We start from the raw sequence: 16,174 nt of genomic DNA, 5'->3' as shown, positions 1-16,174 counted from the left end.
CTTGCGAATGTCGCGAGGGGCGGGCTCCTTCGTTTCTTCAGATGTTCTCCGCATACGCGTCGGTGAAGGGCGGGATTCGCAGAGCGGGAAAGCGGACCGAGCGGGAATTCACCGCGTCATGCCGGGAGTTCCGCCTCGATGAGGTCGGCGGCGCGCCGGGTGCCGCCCTCCTGTGCCATCTCGGCCGCGATGCCGGCCAGCTTCCGCGCGACGTCCGGGTCCGACACGAGCGACTCGGCGGTGGTGCGCAGGAGTTCGGCGGTGGCGTCCTCGGTGTCGATGCGCCGGGCGACGCCGAGCCCCTGGAGCATGTCGGCGTTGCCGAACTGGTCGACGGCCTGCGGGACCGCGATCATCGGGGTGGCGGTGGCGAGGCCCTCCTGGCTGCCGCCCGCACCGGCGTGCGTGACGAACAGGTCGGCCTGCTTGAGGATGGCCAACTGCGGTGCCCAGCGGGTCACTTCCACGTTGACGGGGATCTCGCCGAGTTCGGCCTCCTCGACGAACCTGCCGATCTGGAGCACCAGGTGCCAGCCGGGCAGATCGCCGAAGGCCCTCAGGCACTCGCGGTAGAAGGCGGGCTGCTTGGTGAAGGAGGAGCCGAGGGAGACCAGGACGACCTTCCCGGCGCCGGCCGGACGGTGCCACTCCCCCTGGTCGGCACGCTCGCCCTGGCAGGCGCCGACGAAGGTGTGGACGGCCGTGTCGACCCGGTCGGCGTTCGGCTGGAGCGCCCTGGGGATGAGGACGAGGGAGCGGGTGGGGGCGACGAAGGAGAAGAAGTCGTCCGCCGGCATGTCGTTCTCCCGCAGCCAGTCGCGGAAGCGGTTCAGGTACGCCTGGCCGCGCTCGGACGCCAGGAGGCCCTCGTACATGGGCTTCATGACCTCTTCCTCGTAGCCCTGCCAGGCGACCATGTTGGGCGACAGCGAGATGGCCGGGACGCCCCAGCGGCGGGCGAGGATCGGGGCCGGGTAGCCGGTGATGTCGTGGATGACCAGATCGGGCCGCTCCCCCTCGAAGGCCTTGATCAACTGCGGGAGGGCCTGGATGCCGTTCTCCAGGAAGGGCTCCAGGTTGTCGACGAGTTCGGTGCCCCAGACCTCGGGGTCGGCGCCCTCGTCGGGGAGGGTCGAGGTGTAGATCACCGGCTCGGCGCCGGTCGCGGCGATCTTCTCCGCGTAGGTCTCCGGGATCGCGTAGCTCACCCGGTGGCCGCGGGCGACCAGTTCACGGATGACTTCGAGGCTCGGGTTGACGTGGCCGGGGAAGGCGACGGAGAACATGACGATGTGCGCGGCGGCGCGCGGCGTGGCGGTCATGCTCCGGACCGTACGCGAGACGATACGTCTCGTGCAAGTGATATCGAGGGCGCGCGGCCGCTTCTTGTGCGGGAAGGGTCAGCGCTGGTAGCGGGCGAGCACCAGGTTGCCGTCCCTCTCCAGGCGTTGGCGCAGTTGCGCCTCGTCGATCGCGCCGCTGTAGAACTCCTGGTAGGCGGGGGTGGCGACCTTGTCCTTCCATTCCGGGTAGCCGCGCACGGACTGCGCGGGGGCCGACCGCAGGTGGGCGGCGAGGGCGGCTCCGGTGGCCCAGCCGTCCTCGGGCGTGCGCAGGGACGGGTCCTTGAGGGCCTTTTCGCCGGTGGGGAGCATCCAGTCGCCCTTGGCGAGGCGGGTCATGTTGTCCGGGGCCAGGAAGAAGTCGATGAACTCCACCGCCTGCTTCTTGAACGGACTGTCCTCGGCGACCGAAAGCGTCTGCGGGCTGACGCCCTGCGCGAGCCCGTCCCGGCCCGCCGGCGCCGGGAGCACCTTCCAGGAGAAGCCCTCGGGGGCCTGCTGCGCGATCTGCTGGCGGTAGGAGAAGCCGAGCGGGACCATCGCGTACTTGCCGCCGAAGAAGCCGGGGAGGGTGTCGGAGCCGCCCATGCCGAGGGTCGCGGCGGAGGCGGAGCCGTCCGTGTTGACCTGGGCGCGGACGGTGCCGGGGACGACCGCGTCGGCGTCGGTGAAGCGGATCTTCACCTTGCCGTCCGAGCCCCTGCCGAAGAGTTCGCCGCCTGCCGACAGGCCCAGGTTGAGAGCGGCGGAGACCGGTTCCTTGAGCGGCCAGGCGACGCCGTACCTGCCCCTGCCCATGTCGGCGGTGAGCTTCTTGGCCACCTGGCGGAACTCCGCCCAGCTCCACGGCTGTTCGGGGGTGGGCACGCGGACGCCGGAGGCCTTGAGGAGCTTCTCGTTGGCCATCAGGACGCGGGGTTCCTGGAGGAAGGGGACTCCGTACACCTTCCCGTCGAAGGTGGTCGTGTCCCAGCTCCGCTGCGGGATGTCGGCCTTGAGGCGGGCGGGCAGCAGCTTCGTCAGGTCGGCGAGGTGGCCGCCGTAGGAGAAGTCGGCGAGGTCGTCGGACGCGTCGTGGATGATGTCGGGCGCCTCGCCGCCCTCGAAGGAGGTGAGGAGCTGGTCGTGGACGCTGTCCCAACTGCCCTGGACGTAGTCGATCCGGACCTTGGGGTGGGCCGCGTTCCACTCCTTCACCAACTGCTTGTTGATGGCGACGGACTCCTTCTGCCAGGCCAGCGACTGGAAGCGGAGGCGGACCACGCCGTCCTTGTCGGGCCCGCGCTCGGCCTGCGCGCAGCCGGTGAGCAGCAGGGCGGACGCCGCCAGAACCGCGAGCGTACGGAAGGTGCGCATCAGCTCTTCACCGCCCCGGCCAGCATGCCGCCCGTGATCCGCTTCTGGATGACCGCGAAGACCACCAGGGAGGGGAGGGTGGCGAGGAACGCGGCCGCGGCCAGCGGCCCGAGGTCGGCCGCCCCCTCCGCGCCGATGAAGTGGGTGAGGACGACCGGCAAGGTCTGCTTCTCCGGGGACTTGAGCAGGACGAGCGCGAAGAAGAACTCGTTCCACGCGGTGATGAACGCGAACAGCGCGGTGGCGACCAGCCCGGGCGTCAGCAGCGGCGCCGTGACCGAGACGAGCGTACGGAAACGGCTCGCGCCGTCGACCGCCGCCGCCTCCTCCAGCTCGCGCGGAACGGCACGGACGTATCCGACGAGCATCCACAGCGCGAAGGGCAGCGACCAGACGACGTACACCATGACCAGGCCGGGCAGCGAGTTGACCAGGTGCAGGTTCTTCAGGATCAGGAACAGCGGGATGATCACCAGTACGAACGGGAACGCCTGGCTGACCACGACCCACCCGGTGGCGGCGGCGGTGAGCCGGGAGCGGTACCGGGCCGTCACGAAGGCCACCGGGGTGGCGACGACCACGGCGATCAGGGCGGCGGCGAGCGCGGCGAGCAGGCTGTTCCCGGCGGCCTCCAGCAGCGGCTGCTCCTCGAAGGCCTGCCGGAAGTTGTCCAGGCCCGGGTCCTTGGGGATCCAGGTGGGGTGCAGGTCGCCCAGCTCTCGGGGCGACTTGAAGGAGGTCGAGATCAGCCAGAGGAACGGGAACGCGAGGAAGACCAGATAGGCGAGGAGCGCGAGGTACTGGCCGGCGCGGGCGGGCCCGCCGGTGCGCATGGGTCCCGAGGAGAGGCTCATGTGTCGTCGCCTCCCTTGAGTCGGCCCACCAGGAACACGGCGAGGAGCACGGAGACGACCGCGACCATGACGCAGCCCATGGCCGCGGCATAGCCGAACTGGCCGTAGCGGAACGCCTGCTCGTACGCGAAGAGCATCGGCAGCCGGGTGCGGCCGCCGGGCCCGCCGCTGGTCAGGACGTAGACCAGGGCGAAGGAGTTGAAGTTCCAGATGAAGTTGAGCGCGGTGATCGACAGCGCGATCGGCTTCAGGGCGGGCCAGGTGACGGCGCGGAAGCGGCGCCAGGCGCCGGCTCCGTCGAGGGCGGCGGCCTCGTGGAGTTCGTGCGGGGTGTTCTGGAGTCCGGCGAGGAGGGCGACGGTGGTCTGCGGCATGCCGGCCCAGATGCCCACGAGGATCACGGCGGGCAGGGCGGTGGCCAGACCGGTGAGCCAGTCGCGGCCGTCCCCCAGGCCCAGGCCGCGCAGGGTCTCGTTGAGGATGCCGGCGTCGGGGTTGTAGACGAGCCGCCACATGATGCCGACGACGACCTCGGGCATCGCCCACGGGACGATGGCGAGCGCCCGCGCCAGCCAGCGGAAGCGGAGGTTCTGGTTGAGCAGCAGGGCCAGGCCCAGGGCCAGCAGGAACTGCGGGACCGTGACGCCGACCGCCCAGAGCAGGCCGATCCGGAAGGAGTCCCAGAAGAGGGTGTCGTGCAGCAGGTCGGAGAAGTTCAGCGTGCCGGTCCACTGGGTGGGGGCGGTGCGGCCCGACTGGGAGTCGGTGAAGGCGAGGGCGATGCCGTAGAGCAGCGGGCCGACGCTGAGGACCAGGATGGGGATCAGCGCGGGCAGGACCAGGAACCAGGTCCCGAAGTCGGTCCCCCGGCCGTCGCCGCCCGGCCTCCGCCGCCCCCTCCTGTCCCGGCTGTCCCGGCTGTCCCGGTTCCCGTGGCTCCCCCGGCGCGGTTTCCCGGACTGCCCCTGCGCGGTCGGCAGTGACACGGATGCGGCTCCTTCGGGCAGTCTGCTCACTTCGGGCTCTTTGTACGGTTCTGACCGTCGAGCGGCATCCGTCATCGTGCTGTCGCCCCGTGGGTTCGTCAAGCCAACCTGCACGGATGCGAGACTTTGTCGGATTCGCCGCCGCGGGAAGGCGGGCCGAACGGACACCACCGGGCACACGGGAGAAGCACGACGATGGACGAGAAGCGCGCACGCGAGGTGCTGGAGGCCACCGGCCTCGGCGCGGGGGCGGAACTGGTGTCCCTGGGGGAGAACGCGGTGTTCGCGGTGGAGCGTCCCGAGGGTGCGGACGGGTCCTTCGTGGCCAAGGTCGGCCGGGGCTCCCCCGACCTGGCCGCCCGTGCGAAGCGCGAACTGGCGGTCGGCGCCTGGCTGGCGGACGTCGGCGTTCCGGCCGTGCGGCCCGCCGCCGGGAAGCCGTGGCTGGTGGACGGCCACCCGGTGACGCTGTGGCACCGGCTGCCGGACGCCGTACGGCCCTCGGAGCCGCGGGACGTGGCCGAGCTGCTCAACCTGGTGCACGCGCTGCCCGCCCCGCCGTTCGCACTGCCGCCCCGGGACCTGCTGGACGGGGTCGAACGGTGGCTGCGGCTCGCGGGCGACGCCATCGACCCCGAGGACGCGGTGTACCTGCGGGGCCGCAGGGACGGTTTCGCCGCCTCCGCCGCGGCCCTCGTGCCGCACCTGCCGCAGGGGCCGATCCACGGGGACGCGCTGCCCCGCAACGTCATGGTCGGGCCCGACGGCCCGGTCCTGGTCGACCTGGAGACCTTCTCCTCGGACTTCCGGGAGCACGACCTGGTGGTGATGGCGCTGTCCCTGGACCGCTACGGGCTGCCCGAGGAGCGCTACGACGCCTTCGTCGCCGCCTACGGCTGGGACGTGCGCGAGTGGGACGGCTGGACGGTGCTGCGCGGCGCCCGGGAGACGGCGAGCTGCGCCTGGGTGGCCCAGCACGCGCCCACCAACCCGAAGGCGCTCGCGGAGTTCCGCCGCCGGGTGCGCTCGCTGCGGGACAACGACCCGCAGGTGCGCTGGTACCCGTTCTGAGGGGTCCGGCGGCCGCGCGGCCCGGTCAGCTCCGCGCGGGGGGCGGGCCCGGCGCGCGCAGCGGCCAGGCGGGGTCGATGACGGCATCGGCGGTGCCCTTCTTCCGGAGGAACTCCTGGAAGCCGACGGCCCAGTCCGCGTACCACCGCACCTGTTCCTGGTGCAGTTCCGGCAGGCCGAGTCCGGCGATCGTGGGGTGCCGCTCGGCTATCGCGATCGCCACCCGCACCGCGGCGAGGGCGTCCGCCGACGCCTCGTGCGCCCCGGCCAGCTCCACCCCGTACTCCACGCAGACCGCTTCGAGGGTGCGCTTGCCGCGCCGGTAGCGGTCGACGGCCCGGTCGATGGTGAGCGGGTCGACGACCGGCCCGATGCCCTGCTCCCCCGTGTGCGCGGCGAGCCGGTCGCCGAGCGCGGGCAGCCCGTGCCGGGCCAGTTCGGCGGAGAGCAGCGTCAGGTCGAAGGCCGCGTTGTACGCGACGACCGGCACGCCCTTCGCCCAGTGCCCGACCAGGACGTCGGCGACCTCGTCCGCGACTTCACGGGCCGGGCGGCCGTCCGCGCTCGCGCGCTCGTTGCTGATGCCGTGTATCGCCGTCGCCTGGTCCGGAATCCGGATGCCCGGATCGGCCAGCCACAGCCGCCGCTCCACCACCTCCCCGCCCCGCACCTCCACCACGGCCGCGGTCACGATGCGTGACTCCAGCGGTTCCGTACCCGTGGTCTCCAGGTCGAAGCCGACCAGCGATTCCCCGTGCCATCCCATGTCCCGGGCCTCCTTGAGTGTTCTCCCCCGACGGAGAACCACCCTCGCACGCAGCACTGACAACGCGGCCCCGGAGATCGTTCCCGCGGGGCGCGCCGGACGGGGAGCGCGCCCGGGGCGGAGCCCCGGACGGGGCGTACGCCGAACGGGATCAGGAGACCGGCCGCGAGTCCGTCCAGACCGACTCGAACTCCTCGCGGTACGTCTCGAAGAGCCCGGCCTCGGTGTCCTGCCCGTGCCGCACCACCCCGTCGCGCCCGCCCCGCCCGCCGCCGCGCAGCACCAGCACGGGGGCCTCCATGCCGCGCGCCCGCCGCAGGTACGACTGCACCACCGCGAGCCCGCCGGGCCCGTCCCCGTCCACCAGGTAGGCGGTGAAGCGCGGCGTCTCGTCGAAGACCTGGATCTGGAAGGCCCCGGGGTCGCGCAGACTGGCCCGCACCCGCCGCACGTGCAGGATGTTCATCTCGACGGAGCGGCTCAGCTCGCCCTTGCGCAGCCCCAGTTCCCGCTCGCGGCGTTTCACCGAGCTGCTGGCCGGGTTGAGGAACAGCAGCCGCACCCGGCAGCCCGCCTCCGCGAGCCGCACCAGGCGGCGCCCGGAGAAGTTCTGCACCAGCAGGTTGAGGCCTATCCCGATGGCGTCGACCCGCCGCGCCCCGCCGAAGAGGTCCTCGGCGGGCAGCTGCCGCTGGAGCCGCACCCGGTCGGGGTGCACGGAGACGACGTCCGCGTACCGGTCGCCCACCAGGTCCTCGACCGCGTCGACGGGCAGCCGGTCCGCCGCCGGCGCGCCCGAGCCCGCGCCGAGGATCTCCAGCAGCCGCGCCGAGGCCCGTTCCGCCTGGGCGAGGACGGTCTCCGACAGGGCGCGGTTGCGGGAGACGACGTTGCGGGTGACCTCCAGCTCGTCCAGCGCCAGCTCGACGTCGCGCCGGTCGTCGTAGTACGGCTCGAAGCACGGCCAGTGCTGCACCATCAGCTCGCGCAACTGCGGCAGGGTCAGGAAGCTCAGCACGTTGTCGTCGGCGGGGTCCAGCAGGTACCCCTTGCGGCGGCTCACCTCGCGCACCGCGACGGCGCGCTGCACCCACTCCTGTCCGGCGGGCCCGGCGGCGGCCACCACCCACTCGTCGCCGTGCACGGGTTCGTACACCGGGCGCAGGACGGCGGCGACGACGGCGCGCATGCGCTGCTCGACCAGGTTGAGCCAGATGTAGGCGCGGCCGGCCCGCTGCGCGCGCGTACGGACCTCGCTCCAGGCGTCCGTGCCCCAGTCCAGTTCCGCGCCGATCTCCATCGGCCGCGCGAGCGAGACCGTACCGGGCGGGATGTCGCCCGAGCCCCCCTCGTGACCCGTGTCACCTGGGGGTAGCTCCAGCCCTCCCGAGCTCACCCACGCACCGCCTTCTGCCTGCCTTCGACCGCTGTCCGCCCGTCGTCCGGCACTCCGCCGACGATCAAGGAAGGGTACTCCGGGAGGGGCACCCGGTGCAGCCGTTCCCCCAGACGGCCACAACCACCCTCCGAATGAGCCGCATTGCGGCACGATTCGGGGGAAGATCTGACGCTACGGCACCTCGTTCGTCACTCGCTCGTCCGTCCCCCCGTTGTTCCGCACCACCCGGATCAGAAGTGGAAGAGTCGATCGCATGCAGGTCTGGCCGGGAGAGGCTTATCCCCTGGGCGCCACTTATGACGGCGCCGGAACGAATTTCGCGGTCTTCTCGGAGGCCGCCGAACGCATTGAACTGTGCCTGTTGCACGACGACGGTTCGGAGACCGCCGTCGAGCTGCGGGAGAGCGATGCCTTTGTACGGCACGCCTATCTGCCCGGCATCATGCCGGGCCAGCGCTACGGCTACCGCGTCCACGGCCCGTACGACCCCTCCCAGGGGCAGCGGGCCAACTCCGCGAAGCTCCTGCTCGACCCGTACGCGAAAGCGATCAGCGGGGAGATCGAGTGGGGCGAGGCGGTGTACGGCTACCACTTCGGCAAGCCGGACGACCGCAACGACCAGGACTCCGCCCCGCACACCATGACGTCGGTGGTGGTCAACCCGTACTTCGACTGGGGCGACGACCGGCCGCCCCGTACGGCGTACCACCACACCATCCTGTACGAGGCGCACGTCAAGGGCCTCACGATGCTCCATCCGGACCTGCCCGACGAGCTGCGCGGCTCCTACGCGGCGCTGGCGCACCCGGCGATCATCAGCCATCTGGTGGAACTGGGGGTGACGGCTCTGGAGCTGATGCCGGTGCACCAGTTCGTCAACGACCACCGGCTCGTCGACGCGGGCATGAACAACTACTGGGGCTACAACACCATCGGCTTCTTCGCCCCCCACAACAGCTACGCGTCCTGGGGCGACCGGGGCGAGCAGGTGCTGGAGTTCAAGACGGCGGTCAAGGCGCTGCACGAAGCGGGCATCGAGGTGATCCTCGACGTCGTCTACAACCACACGGCGGAGGGCAACCACCTGGGGCCGACGCTGTCCTTCCGGGGCCTGGACAACGCGCAGTACTACCGGCTCGCGGACGACCCGAAGTACTACATGGACACCACCGGCACCGGCAACTCGCTGCTGATGCGTTCCCCGCACGTCCTCCAACTGATCATGGACTCGCTGCGGTACTGGGTGACCGAGATGCGGGTGGACGGCTTCCGCTTCGACCTGGCGGCGACCCTGGCCCGGCAGTTCCACGAGGTGGACCGGCTGTCCTCGTTCTTCGACCTGGTGCAGCAGGACCCGGTGGTCAGCCAGGTCAAGCTGATCGCCGAGCCGTGGGACGTCGGCGAGGGCGGCTACCAGGTGGGCAATTTCCCGCCGCTGTGGACGGAGTGGAACGGCAAGTACCGGGACACCGTGCGCGACATGTGGCGCGGCGAGCCGCGGACGATCGCGGAGTTCGCGGGCCGCCTGACGGGGTCCTCGGACCTCTACCAGGACGACGGCCGGCGACCGCTCGCCTCGATCAACTTCACCACCTGCCACGACGGCTTCACCCTGCACGACCTGGTGGCGTACAACGACAAGCACAACAGTGCCAACGGCGAGGGCAACCGGGACGGCGAGAGCCACAACCGGTCCTGGAACTGCGGTGCGGAGGGCCCCACCGACGATCCGGAGATCCTGGCGCTGCGGCAGCGGCAGATGCGCAACTTCATGGCGACGCTGATGCTGTCGCAGGGCGTGCCGATGCTCAGTCACGGCGACGAGTTCGCGCGCACGCAAGGAGGCAACAACAACGCCTACTGCCAGGACAACGAGATCTCCTGGGTGCCGTGGCCGGGCCCCGACGAGGAGGGGAACAAGACCGAGGACGGCACCCTGCTGCAGTTCACGCGCGCCATGGTGGCGCTGCGGCGCGACCATCCCGTCTTCCGGCGCCGGCGCTTCTTCCACGGGCGTCCGGTGCGCGGCACGCAGGACGAGCTCTCCGACATCGCGTGGTTCACGCCGGAGGGCGAGGAGATGACGCACGAGGACTGGGAGGCCGCGCACGCCAAGGCGCTGACCGTGTTCCTCAACGGCGAGGCCATCTCGGAGCCCGGCCCGCGCGGCGAGCGCATCTCGGACGACTCGTTCCTGCTGATGTTCAACGCCAGCGCGGAGACCCTGGAATTCCGGGTCCCGGTCGACCACGGGCAGCAGTGGGAGGTCGTGGTGGACACCGCGCGGGAGGACGGGGTGCCGCCCGGCGCCGGCGCGAAGCTCGACGCGGGCGAGCACCTCACGCTCGTCGGCCGGTGCCTGACGGTGCTTCAGCGCCCCGCCTGACGGCTCCTGTCGCCCGCGGTACGCCCCCGGCCCGCCCGGGGGCGTACCGCCCAGGACAGGGCCGCGCACAGGACCGCCGCGCCGGTCACCACCGCGAAGGCGGCGGGCGGCCCGCTGGACTCGGCGAGGCGGCCGGAGAGCGCCAGGGCGAGCGCCTGGCCGCCGACGATGCCGCTCATCAGGTACGCCATGGACTCGGCGAGCCTGCCCGCCGGGACGGCGCGTTCGGTGAGCCCGAAGATCGTGATCATGTTGGGGGCGCAGGCGACCCCCAGGACGACCACGACGGCGTACAGCGGCCACAACTGCGACACGAACAGGAGCGGCACCGAGAGCACCACCAGGGCGGCGGTGGCGGTCCGCCAGCGGGTGCTCAGGCCCACGCTCGCCGGGACGGCGGCCATGGAGAACCCGGCGACGGCGCTCATGACGCCCATCGCGGCGTACACCAGCCCCGCCTGTTCGGGCTTGCCGAGATCCTCCGTGAGGGCGGTGATGCCCGCCTGGGACGCCCCGAACACGGCGCCCTGGAGGGCCATCGCGAGCCGCAGGGCGTACACCGTTCCGGTGATCTTCGTACGTTCGCCGGATGCGGTGTGCGCGGCGGGGCGCAGCAGGGCCGCCGTCGGATGCAGGGCGAACCACGTACCGCAGACGGCGAGGAGCGCGGCCGCGCCGAGCAGGGCGGCGGCGGGGTGCGCGACGGCGACGGCGAGGCCCACCAGGGCCGGACCGAGGACGAAGGTGACCTCGTCGAGGGTGCCCTCGAAGGAGAGCACCGTGCCGACGAGGCGGTCGTCCGCGCCCTCGCGGCGGGCCAGGGCCAGGGTGCGGGTGCGGGACATCGGGCCGATCTGCGGCACCGAGGCCCCCGCCACCACGGCGACCAGCGCGAGCGGCCAGGTGCCGGTCCCGGCGAGCGCGGCGAGCACCAGCGCGGTGACGGCGACGGCGTTGACGAGGGTCGCGCAGAGCACCACAAGCCGCTGTCCGCGCCGGTCGGCGGCCCGGCCGAGCAGAGGCCCGCCGACGGTCTGTCCGGCCGCCAGGGCGCCGCCGACGAGTCCGGCGGTGCCGAGGCTGCCGCTGGTCTCGGCGACCAGCAGGAGCGTGCCGAGCTGGCACATGGCCAGCGGGAGCCTTCCGAGGAAGGACACCAGGGGCAGTACAGGGCCGGTGAGCGCCATCGCCTCGCGATAGCTCCTCCGGTACGTCCGCAGAGCGCCTGAACCTTCCCTCTTCTTCGGTGTCTCGGTCTCTGAAGCCATCAGGTGAAATTAGCCCCGTGCACCCAAGTGGACGCATGGGTCGATGACACAGAAGCTCCGAATCCGGGTACGTACGTTCGCATGACGCCGACCTCCACCTATCGCCTCCAGTTGCAGCCCGACTTCCCCTTCTCGGCCGCCGAGAAAGCGGTGCCGTACCTGGCCGCCCTCGGGGTCTCCCACCTGCACCTGTCCCCGGTGCTGGAAGCAGTGCCCGGTTCCACGCACGGGTACGACGTGGTGGACCACGCGCGCGTGCGCGCCGAGCTGGGCGGTGAGGAGGGCCTCAGGGCGCTCTCCCGCACGGCCCGCGCGCACGGGCTCGGCCTGGTCCTGGACATCGTCCCCAACCACATGGCCGTCCCCGCACCCGAACGGCTCAACGTGCCGCTGTGGGAGGTGCTGCGGGAGGGTCCCGCGTCGCCGTACGCGGGCTGGTTCGACCTCGACTGGGAGGGCGGCGACGGCAAGATCCTGCTGCCGGTCCTGGGCGGCAGACTCGGCGAGGAGCTGGAGCACCTGTCCGTGACGGACGGGGAGCTGCGCTACCACGACCACGCCTTCCCCCTGCGCGAAGGCACCGGGAAGCTGCCGCTGCCGGAGCTCCTCGACGCCCAGTGGTACCGGCTCGCCTGGTGGCGGCTGGCGCGCACCGAGCTGAACTACCGCCGGTTCTTCACCATCTCCGACCTCATCGGGGTGCGGGTGGAGGACCCCGAGGTGTTCGCCGCCTCGCACGCGAAGATCCTCCAGCTCGTGCGCGACGGCGTCGTGGAGGGGCTGCGGATCGACCACCCGGACGGCCTCGCCGCGCCCGGCGACTACCTGCGCCGGCTGGCACGGGCCACCGAGGAGGGCCTGGAGGGCCCGGTGTGGACGGTGGTGGAGAAGATCCTCACCGGCGACGAACGGCTGCCCGCCGACTGGCCGGTGGCAGGCACCACCGGTTACGACGCCCTGCACCGGATCGACGGATTGTTCAACGATCCCACGGGCGCCGACGAACTGACCGAGCTGTACCGGGCCTTCGCCGATCCGCCCGGCGACCGGGGCGGCTACTGGGCGGCCACCGTGCGCCGCGCCGCGCACCGGGTGCTCACGCACGAACTGGCCGCCGAGTCCGCCTTCCTGGTGCGGGCGGCCGGCCGGATCTGCGCCGCCGACCCCGCCCTGCGGGACCACGCCCCGTGGGCACTGCACACCGCCCTGCACGAGCTGTTGGTACGGATGCCCGTGTACCGCCCCTACGTGGCGGCGGGCGGCCCCACCCCCGAGGAGGCGGAGGCGACGCTGCCGCCGGAGGCGGTGCGCGAGGCGAAGGCGGCGTTCTCCGTGCCGGAGGAGGCGACGGCGGTGGACGTCGTACGGGAGCTGGCGCTGGGGCGGCTGGGGTCGGGGCCCGACCACCGGGCCTTCTGCGCCCGGTTCGCGCAGACCTCGTCGGCGTTGCGCGCCAAGTCGGTGGAGGACACCGCCTTCTACCGCTACACGCCGCTGCTGTCGGCGGCGGAGGTGGGCGGGGACCCGGGGCGGCCCGCGGTGTCGCCGGACGAGTTCCACGCGTTCTGCGCGCGCCTGGCCCGCGACTGGCCGGCCACCGGCACCGTGCTGTCCACGCACGACACCAAGCGCAGCGCGGACGTACGGGCACGGCTCGCGGTGCTGACCGAGTGCCCGCAGCGCTGGGCGGGCCTGCTGCGGCGCTGGGCGCAGACGGCCGTCGCACCGGACCCGCACGCGGCGTGGACGGCCTGGCAGACGGCCGCGGCCGTCCCGGACGCGGGCCCCGACCGGCTCGTTCCCGCCCTGCTGAAGGCCGCCCGCGAGGCGGGCCTGCACACGAGCTGGACCGAGCAGGACGCGGGCTACGAACAGGCCCTGGAGACGTTCGTGCGCTCCGGGCCGTGCGGGAGCGCACAGCACGAACTCGCGCTCTTCTCGCGCGAGCTGGCGCCCCACACGCGGGCGAACGCGCTGGGCGCCGCGCTGCTGCACCTGACGATGCCGGGGGTGCCGGAGCTGTACCAGGGCACCGAGCGCGAGTACCTGGCCCTGGTCGACCCGGACAACCGCCGGCCGGTCGCCCTCGACCCGGACGCCCTCGCGGACGCGCCCACCGGCGGCACCCTCGACGACGAGAAGCTGCACCTGACGACGACCGCCCTCACGCTGCGCCGGGAGCGGCCCGAGGTCTTCGGCGAGAGCGCCACGTACGCCCCGCTGCCGGTCTCGGGCGCCGCGGCCCGGCACTGTGTGGCGTTCGCCCGTTCCGGGGAGACGGTGACCGCCGTGACGCGTCTGTCGCTGCGGCTCGCGGAGGCGGGCGGCTGGCGGGACACGGTGCTGTCCCTGCCCGCGGGCCGGTGGGCCGACCGGCTGGGCGGCGGCCGGGAGTTCGAGGGGGCGGTGCCGCTGCGGGAGCTGTTCTCGGAGCGGCCGGTGGCGCTGTTGGTGCGGGCGGCGGGCGGCGCTTCCTGAGGCACGCGGGCGGCGGGGCCGGGGGTGCGTCCGCCCCGGCCCCGCCGCCGGTCGTCAGAGCCGGACGGGCTTCTCGTACGGGACCGGTCGCCGCGGCTCCCGCACGCCCCGGGCCGGGACCCGCACCGGCCACCAGGTCCGCTCCCCCAGCAGCGCCAGTGCCGACGGCAGGATCAGGGCGCGCAGCACCACCGCGTCGAAGAGGACCGCCACCGTCAGGCCCACGGCGAGCTGCTTCATCTCGATACGGTCGATGAACAGGAAGCTGACGAACACCGACACCATGATCACGGCGGCGCTGGTCACCACGCCCGCCGAGCCCGCGATGCCGTCCACCACCGCCTGCCGGGTGGGCGCCCCGCGCAGGACGGCCTCCCGGATCCGGCTGACCACGAAGATCTGGTAGTCCGTGGAGAGCCCGACCAGGATGGCGAACACCATCAGCGGGGTGCGCGAGCCGACGAACCCGAAGGACTCGAAGCCGAGCAGGCCCTCGGCCCAGGCGCCCTGGAAGACCAGGGTCAGCACGCCCCAGGAGACCAGCACCGCCGCCAGGTTGAGCACGACGCCCAGCACCGCGAGGACCACGGAACGGAAGGCCGCGTACATCACGGCGAGGCAGGCCAGCGACACGAAGACGATCACCCGGGGCAGGTGTTCCGACTGGTGCTCGGCGTAGTCGACGCCACCGGCGATCTCACCGCTGACGGCGACCTGCGCGCCGGGCACCGCGCCGACGGTGGCCGGGATCAGCTCGGCGCGCAGCCGCTCCAGCGAGCGCAGTCCCGCGGGCGAGTTCTGGGCGTGCGGAACGGGAAGTTCCAGCAGCGCGGTCCGCCCGTCCGCCGCGGTCCTCAGGAGCGGGGGGCCCTGTCGTACGAACAGGGGGTCGCCCTGGGTCCGGTCGGCGAGGGCGCGCAGGGCCTGCCCGGCGGCGTCGGCGTGCGCCGGGTCGGTGCGGACGACGACGAGGTGGGCGGCGCCCTGGCCGGGGAAGGCCGCGGTGAGCCGGTCGTAGGAGGCGACGGCGGGCACACTGTCGGGGAAGGTCTCCTTGCCCTCGGTGCCGAGCTTCATGTTCAGGGCGGGCAGGGCGAGCGCCGCGGTCGCCGCGAGGCCGACGAGCAGGGTGGCGAGGGGGCGGCGCAGCACGGGGCGCAGCAGGGCGGTCCAGGCCCTGCTGTGGCCGGAACGGCGGTCGGCGCGTCCCTTGCGGCCGTCGACCCGGGGGCCGAGCCCCGCGAGCAGGGCGGGCAGGATCGTGAGCGAGCTGCCGACGGCGACCAGGGTGACGAGGATGGCGCCGGTGGCGATGGACGAGAAGATCACGTCGTCCATCAGGTAGAGGCCGCCGAGGGAGAGGGCGACGGCGAGTCCGGATTCGACGACGGCGCGGCCCGAGGTGGCGGCGGCCAGCTCGACGGCGGCGGCGTGGCTGAGGGCTCCGCCGGACCTTTCGCGTTCCTCGCGGACCCGCTTGAGGTAGAAGAGCGAGTAGTCGACGCCGACCGCCATGCCCAGCATGAAGATCACACTGAGGGCGGCGCCGCCCGCGTCGGGGAAGAGCCAGGAGGCGGGTCCGTACAGGCCGACCGCCCCGGCGAAGGCGAGCAGGGCGAGCAGGACGGGGATTCCGGCGGCGAGCACCGCGCCGAAGACGACGAGCAGGATCAGGAAGGTCACCGGGAGGCTGATCATCTCGGTGCGCTGGAGGTCCTTGCTCTGCCGGTCGTTGATCCCGTCGGAGACGGAGGCGCTGCCGGTCTGCTCGACGCGGAGCCCGGGGTGGGCCTTCTGGACGGCGGCGGTCTGTGCCAGCAGTGCGCCGACGTCCTTCTTGGCGGTCTCCCTGTCACCCCTGAGGGTGACGGTGATCAGGAGGGAGTCGCCGTTCGCGGAGCGGACCGGGGCGGCCACGCCGATGACCGCGGGCAGGTCGCGCATCCGGCGGTCCAGGTCGGCGGCGGCGGGCTCGCCCCCGTCTCCGGTGATCAGTAACTTCTCCACCGGTGCCGGGGTCAGCTTCGCGTCCGCCGCGAGTGCCTCCGCCCGGCCGGCCTCGCCGACCCGGAAGTCGGCGAAGGTGCCCTTGTCGGTGCCGGTCAGGAAGCCGAGGCCGACGCACAGGACGACGAGGAGGACCCAGCCGACGACGGCGCGCCAGGGGTGCGCGGCGCACCACCGTGCTGTGCGGACGGTGACCGGTTGTCTGCTGCTGCCCCGCATGAGGGCTCCTCCCGTGGAAGCGTGATCGTCGTGCTCAGCTT

At 72.5% G+C, this 16,174-nt stretch carries 10 protein-coding genes and 1 pseudogene; 3 read left to right on the top strand and 8 right to left on the bottom strand.

Translation table 11 applies throughout. From position 1 onward, the window contains the following. Window positions 1-116 precede the first annotated feature (116 nt). From mgt to ACIP93_RS14580, 4 genes and pseudogenes are all read right to left on the bottom strand, one after another. Window positions 117-1,404 (bottom strand): annotated as a pseudogene (gene mgt / locus ACIP93_RS14595) (macrolide-inactivating glycosyltransferase). Next, window positions 1,401-2,699 carry an ABC transporter substrate-binding protein gene (locus ACIP93_RS14590; protein ID WP_401758566.1) on the bottom strand — a complete coding sequence of 433 codons (1,299 nt, stop codon included), beginning with the start codon at window positions 2,697-2,699 and terminating at the stop codon, window positions 1,401-1,403. The pseudogene mgt and the gene ACIP93_RS14590 overlap by 4 nt, the downstream one beginning before the upstream one ends. Then, window positions 2,699-3,553 carry a carbohydrate ABC transporter permease gene (locus ACIP93_RS14585; RefSeq protein WP_401758563.1) on the bottom strand — a complete coding sequence of 285 codons (855 nt, stop codon included), beginning with the start codon at window positions 3,551-3,553 and terminating at the stop codon, window positions 2,699-2,701. The genes ACIP93_RS14590 and ACIP93_RS14585 overlap by 1 nt, the downstream gene beginning before the upstream one ends. Beyond that, window positions 3,550-4,539, bottom strand: coding sequence for a carbohydrate ABC transporter permease (locus ACIP93_RS14580; protein WP_401758560.1), 990 nt, complete (start codon window positions 4,537-4,539; stop codon window positions 3,550-3,552). The genes ACIP93_RS14585 and ACIP93_RS14580 overlap by 4 nt, the downstream gene beginning before the upstream one ends. 195 nt (window positions 4,540-4,734) lie before the next feature. Here ACIP93_RS14580 and ACIP93_RS14575 point away from each other — a divergent pair, with 195 nt between their 5' ends. Continuing rightward, window positions 4,735-5,610, top strand: coding sequence for a phosphotransferase enzyme family protein (locus ACIP93_RS14575; RefSeq protein WP_401758557.1), 876 nt, complete (start codon window positions 4,735-4,737; stop codon window positions 5,608-5,610). A gap of 25 nt (window positions 5,611-5,635) precedes the next feature. On the opposite strand, the gene ACIP93_RS14570 is transcribed toward ACIP93_RS14575, so the two are convergent. Then, a complete protein-coding gene (locus ACIP93_RS14570; RefSeq protein ID WP_401758554.1) occupies window positions 5,636-6,376 on the bottom strand; it encodes an exonuclease domain-containing protein in 741 nt (246 codons plus the stop codon). 151 nt (window positions 6,377-6,527) lie between these two features. Further along, window positions 6,528-7,772 carry an SAV2148 family HEPN domain-containing protein gene (locus ACIP93_RS14565; RefSeq protein WP_345217761.1) on the bottom strand — a complete coding sequence of 415 codons (1,245 nt, stop codon included), beginning with the start codon at window positions 7,770-7,772 and terminating at the stop codon, window positions 6,528-6,530. Window positions 7,773-8,028: 256 nt separating this feature from the next. On the opposite strand from ACIP93_RS14565, the gene glgX reads away from it, so the two are divergent. After that, window positions 8,029-10,161, top strand: a complete 2,133-nt coding sequence (gene glgX / locus ACIP93_RS14560) for a glycogen debranching protein GlgX (protein WP_401758551.1) — start codon at window positions 8,029-8,031, stop codon at window positions 10,159-10,161. Here the strand turns inward: glgX and ACIP93_RS14555 are convergent. After that, the gene (locus ACIP93_RS14555) at window positions 10,146-11,429 is read right to left on the bottom strand and encodes an MFS transporter (RefSeq protein WP_401758548.1); all 1,284 of its coding nucleotides are present in this window, start codon (window positions 11,427-11,429) and stop codon (window positions 10,146-10,148) included. The genes glgX and ACIP93_RS14555 overlap by 16 nt on opposite strands. An 81-nt stretch (window positions 11,430-11,510) precedes the next feature. On the opposite strand from ACIP93_RS14555, the gene treY reads away from it, so the two are divergent. Then, the gene (gene treY, locus ACIP93_RS14550) at window positions 11,511-13,907 is read left to right on the top strand and encodes a malto-oligosyltrehalose synthase (RefSeq protein WP_401758545.1); all 2,397 of its coding nucleotides are present in this window, start codon (window positions 11,511-11,513) and stop codon (window positions 13,905-13,907) included. 54 nt (window positions 13,908-13,961) lie between these two features. Here treY and ACIP93_RS14545 read toward each other — a convergent pair whose 3' ends face one another. Continuing rightward, the gene (locus ACIP93_RS14545) at window positions 13,962-16,133 is read right to left on the bottom strand and encodes an MMPL family transporter (protein ID WP_401758542.1); all 2,172 of its coding nucleotides are present in this window, start codon (window positions 16,131-16,133) and stop codon (window positions 13,962-13,964) included. Between the last annotated feature and the right edge of the window lie 41 nt (window positions 16,134-16,174).

It is taken from the genome of Streptomyces sp. NPDC088745 (assembly GCF_044751045.1).
Taxonomy (GTDB): Bacteria; Actinomycetota; Actinomycetes; order Streptomycetales; family Streptomycetaceae; genus Streptomyces; species Streptomyces cremeus.
The sequence above is the reverse complement of the archived record's forward strand: the minus strand, read 5'-3'. Positions and strand labels throughout refer to the sequence as shown.